We start from the raw sequence: 7,430 nt of genomic DNA, 5'->3' as shown, positions 1-7,430 counted from the left end.
CAAGTCCTCTTCTCGTCCCGCAACCCGGAGGAACTCATGGACCTCGTGCAGAGTGCGGCGCCGCGAGCCAGCGCCGGCTACGCTGACGCGGCCGCCTACTTCGGAGACGTGATTCTGCTTGCTGTGCCCCCGGGCGCGATCCCGCAGATCGGTGAGGACTTCGGCCACCTCATGCAGGGTAAGGTCGTGATCGACCTCACCAATCCTCGCGCGGACCGCGACGGGCCCCTCACGGATGAGTGGCTGGAGATGGGGACGGGTCTGGCTATGGCCCAATACCTACCCGGCGTTCGACTCGTCAAGGCGTTCAACAGCCTCGGCGCACGGATGCTCGCGAACCCCATCGGACGCAGCGGCGAGAAGATCGGCGTACCCATTGCCGGTGACGACGCGGAAGCCCGGGACATCGTAGCCGATCTCGTGAGAGACACGGGGTTGGAGCCCGTCATCGTGGGGCCGCTGGCTCGGGCGAAAGAGTTCGACCGGGGAAGCCCCGTGTGGGTGTCGGGTCAGTCGGCGCAGGAGCTTCGAGAGGCGCTGAACCTCCGGTAGGACTCGCAGGCGGACGCGACGAGCCTCACTCCGATCTGAGCGCCTCGGCCGGGTCCACGCGTGAGGCTCGCCGTGCGGGTATCCAGGTGGCGAGCAGGGCGACGATCGCCAGCAGCCCCGCCGTCCCCACGAACGTCAGCGGATCCGTCGCCGTCACGCCGTAGAGGAGTGACGCGAGCACCCGGCTCAAGCCCCACCCGCCGAGCAGACCGACCACGATACCGATGCCGGTGAGCGTCATGCCCTGACCCACCACACCACGTAGCACGGTCGCGCGGGCCGCGCCGAGCGCCATGCGGACCCCGATCTCCTGCGTGCGGCGGCTCACGATATACGAGATCACGCCGTAGATCCCGACCGTGCCGAGCAGCAGGGCTATGCCCGCCGCGATGCCCAATAGAAGCACCGTGAACGAAGTCGACGCCATCGATTCCTCCACGATGGTCTCGACCGTGCGCGGGTTGATCATGGGTAGACGGGGATCGATCTGACGCAGAGCCTGACGCGCCAATTCGACTGCCTCTAGCGGATCTCCGGCCACTCTTACGACCACGTCCATCGAGGACGATCTCCCCGCCAACCCTGCGCCTCCCGCTACCATGGGGAGGTAGATGAGGGGTGGGGGATCTTCCTGCACGTCGACGAAGCGCACGTTGCCGGCCACGCCGACGACTTCCCACGAGTCCGCGCTGCCCTGGCTGTGGATCATCCGACCCACGGCACTTTCGTCCGGCCAAAAGGTCTGGGCGAGGGTCTCGGAGATCACGACCCCGCGGAATTGGTCGCCTTGATCGGTCCATTCGAGTCGCCGGCCGTCGACGATGGGGATCGACATGGCCTGGAAATACCCGGGCGTGACCTGCCTCCGCTCGACCAACGGTCCGAGCTCCCCATCCGGAAACGGCCGATCGGCGGGCTCCATCGGTCCCGCGGTCCTGGAGCCCGTCAGCGGAAGCCCGGTGATCATGCCGACACCCCGCACACCTGGCGAGGAGGCCAGCCGATCGCTCAGCTGCCTACTGAAGTCGAGGACCTGAGCGCCTTCGGGATATTCCGCCCCGGGCAACGCGAACCTGAACGTCATCAGCCCGGCGGGTTCGAAGCCGGGATCGACGCCGCGAAGCGCAATGAAACTTCTAATCATCAGGCCGGAGCCGATGAGCAGCACAAGGGCCAGCGCCACCTGCGCGATGACCAGCGCACTGCGCACGTGGTGGCGCTCCCGGCCTGTGGTCGAGGCCCTCCCCCCCTCCTTGAGCGAGTGGGACAGGTCGCGGCGCCCGTACCCCAGGACGGGAAAGATCCCGAACAGGAGGCCGGACAGGATGGAGATCACGGCCGTAAACGCGAGCACGCTCCCGTCGATGCCGATCTCGAGTGCCCGCGGAAGCCCCGCGGGTGCGAACTTGAGAAGACCCTGAACGCCGAAGGCTGCGAGCCCGAGCCCCAGCAGGCCGCCCACCACCGCGAGCGTCACCGACTCCGTGAGGTACTGACGCATCGTGTCGAGGCGGCTCGCGCCCAGCGCGCTTCGGACCGCCTGCTCGCGCTGGCGAGACTCCGCACGCACCAGGAAGAGGTTGGCCACGTTGGCGCACGCGATGAGGAGCAAAAAGCCGACGGTGCCGAGAAGTATCCACAGGACCTGCCGTACGTCCCGAACCATGACGTCCTTGAGCGGCTTCACGTCGGAGGCCAGACCCATCTGCTCCATGATGCTGGGCGGCAGCTGGTCCGCATTCGCCTCGGCGAAGCGAAGGAGCAGATCCTGCATCTCGACGTCGGCCGACGCGACCGTCGCACCCTCAGCGAGCCTGCCGATGCCCGTGAGCCCGAGCGCACCCACTGACGGCGTCTCGGTGTCGATCTCCATGGGTATCCACAACTCCGCGCCCGAGAAATCGAAGCCCTCGGGCATGATTCCGACGATGCGTCGCTGGACACCGTCCATCTCGACGAGGCGTCCGATGAGCGAGCGATCGCTCCCGAAGCTCTGCTCCCAGAGCGAGTAGGCGAGGACGGCCACGGGCTCCGCGTCTACCCGATCCTCACCATCGATGAAGCCGCGCCCTAGGAAGGGCTGGATGCCGAGGGCGTCGAAGTACTGTCGGGTGACGACGATGGCCGAGAGGCGCTGCGGGTCGCCCTCCGTGATGAGGTTCACGTTCGCCTGCGTATACACCGCGAACGCTTCGAGCGACCTCGCGTTCTCGAGGTAGTGCAAGTACATCGCTTGAGAGTGGGGGACGACCGGCACGTTCAAGCCCATCCCCGGAGCCTGGTGGTTGTAGCTGACGATCCGGTCCGCCTCAGGGAACGGCAGGGGGTTGATGAGCACGCCGTCCACGACGCTGAAGATCGCCGTGGTCGCACCGATCCCGACCGCGAGCGTCAAACCCGCCACCGCCGTAAAGAACGGCCTGCGTACGAATCCCTTCACCGCCGTCCGCACATCCCTCCACATCGCATCCATCGTCCATCCTTCCGTTCTTGCGTTCCGCCTCGTGGAGTGCGTGGGCCGTCAGCTCGTAGGTACGCCGCCTAGGGCGCCCGTCCGCGTGGGCCTCCTCGGCTTTCTCCCATCTGGACTTGAGGAGGCCGGCCTTTTCTAGCCGCCTAAGCGCTGGATACGTGGTCCCGCTGGCGAGATCTCACGTCTCCATGACCTCGAACCGTAGCGGTAGCCCGCAGCGACGGCCCTCAGCACCAGGGCAGTAACTTGCGTCATTCTTACTGATCCCATTCGCCTGTCCAGGTTAGGATTGCAGTTTTCTACATAGGATACGCAGCGGGATCTCGAAGGTTGCAAACGGGGTCCGGTGGTGCGCGAGATCGAGTCTGGAGCTACGATGCGGGCTCGCGGAGAAGCTGAAGCCACTCACCTGAATGACCGCACCCAGACGAGGAGAGAGCCATGGGCGAGAAGACACCGAAGGTGCTGTTCGTACACAGCATTTCTTGCGCGACACTCGCCATCATGCTTACGGCGGCCGGGGCCCTCGCCCAGACAGAGCTACCAGAGTGGGAGCCGATCACTCAGGAGCGGCTGCAGAACCCGGAGGACGGCGACTGGCTGAACTACCGGCGCACCTATGACGTGTTCGGCTTCAGCCCTCTCGATCAGATCAACAGGACGAACGTTCAAAATCTTCGACCGGTCTGGTCCTACTCGATGCGGGACAACAGCCGGTGGGTCCCGACGCCGATCGTCGCGAACGGGCTCATGTATGTCGCCGAGGGCAGTGGCCGTGTCGTGGCCTTCGACGTGGTCTCCGGAGACGTGGCCTGGATTCACGAACGCGACTATCCCGACGACATCAGGCTTTCGCAGGCCTACAACCGCCATCGTGGAGTCTCCGTTTACGGGGACAACATCTACTGGGGGACGGCCGACTCGTATCTGGTTGCCCTGGACGCGCGCACCGGCACACAGGTCTGGGAGGTCAGCACGGGTGACTACACGACGGGCATAGGCCACAACCACCCGCCCTTGATCGCCGACGACAAGATCATCCTGGGATTCACCGGGGGTGACCGTAACGCGCGGGGAGCGATCGCGGCGTACGATCCCCAGGATGGCGAGCTGCTCTGGAAGACCTATACCGTGCCCGCTCCGGGTGAGCCTGGTTCGGAGAGCTGGAACGACAGCAACTTGCCACCCCTCGGTGGGCTGACCTGGGGCACGCAGAGCTACGATCCCGAGCTGGGGTTCGTCTACTTCGGCACCGGTCAGCCGACGCCCTGGTCTTCGACGCTTCGCGGTCTCGGTGATGCGTTGTACACGAACTCGGTCATCGCGCTCGACATCGAGAACGGCGAGATGCAGTGGTACTTCCAAGTCGTTCCGGAAGACAACTGGGACATGGACTCGCCGTACGAGAGCACCCTGGTCGATATGGTCATCAACGGCGTGGATCGTAAGGTGCTCATCCATACCAGCAAGATCGGTTGGGGCGTCGTGTTGGACCGGGAGACGGGCCAGTTCCTTCACTCGTTCAGGACCGCCTTCGACAACCTCATCATGGGTTGGACCGAAGAGGGGCGCCCGATCTTCAACCCGGATCAGATCCCCACGCTGGCCGATGTCGACTCCGACAAGACTTTCGAGGTGTGTCCACACTACCACGGGGCGAGGAATCTGAATTCGCCGAGCTACAGCCCGATTACCGGACTGTATTACATGGGGCTCAACAACACCTGCATGGACGTCAACTTCGTCTCGGAGCAGCCGCGTGGGAGATACGCCGGTATGAGGGCGTCTCGCCTCAAGATGGTGCCCGGGTACGACTACGTGGGCGAGTTCGTGGCTTTCGATCCCGTCACGGGGGCCCGGGCATGGGAGTACCGGGGGCCGAGTGGTGCGGCGATGACGGCCGCGGCGCTGGCGACGGCGGGTGGTATCGTGTTCGGGGGATCGGCGGATCGTCGGTTTTTTGCGCTCGACACGGACACTGGAGCGCTTCTTTGGCAGATGCGTTTGAACGGGGATATCTCCGGCGCTCCCGTCACCTTCGAGGTCGGAGGGAAGCAGTACGTCGCCATCGGCGCCGGGGGTCGTATCGCCCAGACGACTTCGTACGCTCGGCTGACGGGTGAGGACATTCCGCAAGGAAGCGGCGTCATCTGGGTGTTCGCCCTCCCCTAGTCCATCAGTGCGTCTTCGCCACAATGTTGAAGAAATCGAACAACATGCCGACCACCTCTTCACTCTGGTTGATGAACCGCGAGTGATCGCCACCCTCGATCTCGACGTAGAGGTGCTCCATCCCCAGCTCTTTCATTCGCGCCACCGACTGGCGAGAGCGCTCGACCGGGACCGTCCCGTCCTCTGAGCCGTGCAGCACCAGGAACGGGATGTGCCGGATGGCTTCCTCGTCCACGTAGTCGGCGCTCATGCCGCCACCGGCCGCGGCGGCGAGCCCGGCCCAGACGTCCGGGTACCGGCTCGCGATGTAGTACGTGCCGGAGCCGCCCATCGAGTGACCCCAGAGATAGGTGCGGTTCTCGTCGATATTGAATTCGTCTCTGACCATGTCGACCACGGTCATCACGTCCTTCTCGGCCCGCCGGTCCTGTGGCTCGTCGCCGCGAGCGCCGTATCCGCCCCGTCGCGTGTAGCCCAACGGGGTCACGACGATGTAGCCGTCGCGTTCGGCACGGTCGAGGAACCCCGCGTACCCCATCACCCAGTCGTATTGGCGCCCGGCCCCGTGTAGCGTCACCATCAGCCGATTCGGTGTGCTCCGGTCGTACGAGGTCGGCACGAAGAGCGCGTAGGGGATCGTCTCGCCCGTCTCCTGCATCGTGTAGGTGCGGTGCTGGACACGCGGGTCGGTGATGGCGCTTTCGTCGTCGCGCGCCTCACGTTGTGCCACGGCTGAGCTCGCCGAGCCGAGCAACAAGGCGAGGGAGAGTATGCCGATCCATAGTCTGCTCGTCGGTTTGTTCGTCGCGGTCATGTTCGGTCCTCCGGTGCGGTGGCCGGAGCCCACGCAGCTCTGGCTCGTAACTCGTTCTCGCTAGTGAAGCACACGGTGGGAGCTTAAGCCCGCCGACGCGGGCGCGCGACCTTCTGATCGCTTGGAGAGAGACCACGTCTGGACAACCCATCGTCACACCGGCGCAGTCCCATGGGGGATGGCCACCACGAGAGGCTGCGGAGACTGCAACCGGTGAGGACTGATGAGCAAGAATGCGGACGGCGGGCTCACCGTCGAAACTCGGGACCTCGCTCAGGACCACGATCGCCCACCCTATCTCTGGGGACTGATAGCGGGTGGTGCGGTGTTCCTTCCTGTACGTCGTGACCCTGGCGCCCACCACGGCGTTCTGGGACACCAGCGAGTACATCGCCACCGCCCACATCCTGGGGGTCCCGCACGCACCGGGTAATCCGCTGTTCATGGTCCTGGCGCGTGCGTGGGAGATCCTCCTCGCCCCGCTGGGCCTCTCCGTCGCGGTGCGACTCAACCTCTTGAGCGCTTTCACGAGCGCTGCGGCGCATGGACTGTGGTTCCTCGTCGTGCATCACATCCTCGGTTACTTCGGTAAAGACCGCCGTTTCCGGATCACCGGCGCCTTGGTGGCCGTCCTCATCAGCGCGACGGCTTTCACGGTCTGGAGTCAGTCGAACGTCAACGAGAAGGTCTATACGGTCGCGCTCTTTACGATCGCGCTGCTGACCTGGCTTCTGTTCCGTTGGCAGGCGCGAGTAGGAGAGGGACGTGTGCCCATGGGGGGCCCACACGCGCGAGCAGGAGCCGTAAGGAGCGACAATTTGCTCGTGTTGATGGCTTTCATCCTCGCCTTGAGCGTCGGCAACCACCTGATGGCCTTCCTCGCTGCACCGGCAATTGTGGTCTTCATCCTGATCGTTCGCCCACGGACGATCCTGAATTGGAAGCTCTACCCGGCGGTCGTGGCCGTAGCGGTGGTCGGCCTTTCCATTCACCTGTACCTGCCGGTGCGGGCTGCGCTGGATCCCGTGATCAACCAGAACGACCCCACCTGTACGGGCATCGGCAGCGCTCTGAAGGCGATCGTCAGCTACGGGAAGTACGGCTGCGTGAACCTCGGAGAGTTGCTCACGCGGGCCCAGTACGCGACGCTGGATCCCTCTAGCGGCGAGGTCCTCTCTCAAGCTCAAACCATGTTTTCGCTTCCTTGGGATGTCACTCAGCCGCGCACGCCCGCGCTCTTTCTCGCGCAGCTGCAGCACTACTTCCAGTACTTCGATTGGCAGTGGTCCCGGGGGGTGCAGGGCGCCGACGTCCTGCTAGCCCGTCTCCGTCTGCCGTTCACGCTGCTCTTCATCGCGCTGGGACTGTGGGGCGCGGTGCAGCATCGCCGTCGCGACCGGGCGAGCTTTTATTACCTGC

The 7,430-nt window shown here is 64.7% G+C and carries 5 protein-coding genes and 1 pseudogene; 3 read left to right on the top strand and 3 right to left on the bottom strand.

Annotated features, from left to right (window positions below; all coding sequences use genetic code 11):
* On the top strand, positions 1 to 552 hold a 552-nt coding region (locus tag IIB36_19835; GenBank protein ID MCH7533992.1), incomplete at its 5' end, for an NAD(P)-binding domain-containing protein.
* A 25-nt stretch (positions 553 to 577) separates the two neighbouring features.
* Here the strand turns inward: IIB36_19835 and IIB36_19830 are convergent.
* Complete coding sequence (locus IIB36_19830) at positions 578 to 2,992, bottom strand: ABC transporter permease (GenBank protein ID MCH7533991.1); 2,415 nt, start codon at positions 2,990 to 2,992, stop codon at positions 578 to 580.
* Between the two features lie 49 nt (positions 2,993 to 3,041).
* A pseudogene (locus IIB36_19825) lies at positions 3,042 to 3,295 on the bottom strand (helix-turn-helix transcriptional regulator).
* Between the two features lie 171 nt (positions 3,296 to 3,466).
* On the opposite strand from IIB36_19825, the gene IIB36_19820 reads away from it, so the two are divergent.
* On the top strand, positions 3,467 to 5,197 hold the full coding sequence (locus tag IIB36_19820; protein MCH7533990.1) for a PQQ-binding-like beta-propeller repeat protein: 1,731 nt from the start codon (positions 3,467 to 3,469) through the stop codon (positions 5,195 to 5,197).
* A gap of 4 nt (positions 5,198 to 5,201) precedes the next feature.
* On the opposite strand, the gene IIB36_19815 is transcribed toward IIB36_19820, so the two are convergent.
* A complete protein-coding gene (locus tag IIB36_19815) occupies positions 5,202 to 6,011 on the bottom strand; it encodes a prolyl oligopeptidase family serine peptidase (protein ID MCH7533989.1) in 810 nt (269 codons plus the stop codon).
* 317 nt (positions 6,012 to 6,328) lie between these two features.
* Between IIB36_19815 and IIB36_19810 the strand changes: the two genes are divergently transcribed.
* Positions 6,329 to 7,430: DUF2723 domain-containing protein (locus IIB36_19810; GenBank protein MCH7533988.1), on the top strand; the 1,102-nt coding region annotated here is incomplete at its 3' end.

The organism is Gemmatimonadota bacterium, from assembly GCA_022560615.1.
GTDB lineage: Bacteria > Gemmatimonadota > Gemmatimonadetes > Longimicrobiales > Gaopeijiaceae > UBA1138.
This window is presented reverse-complemented; position numbering and strand designations above follow the sequence as displayed.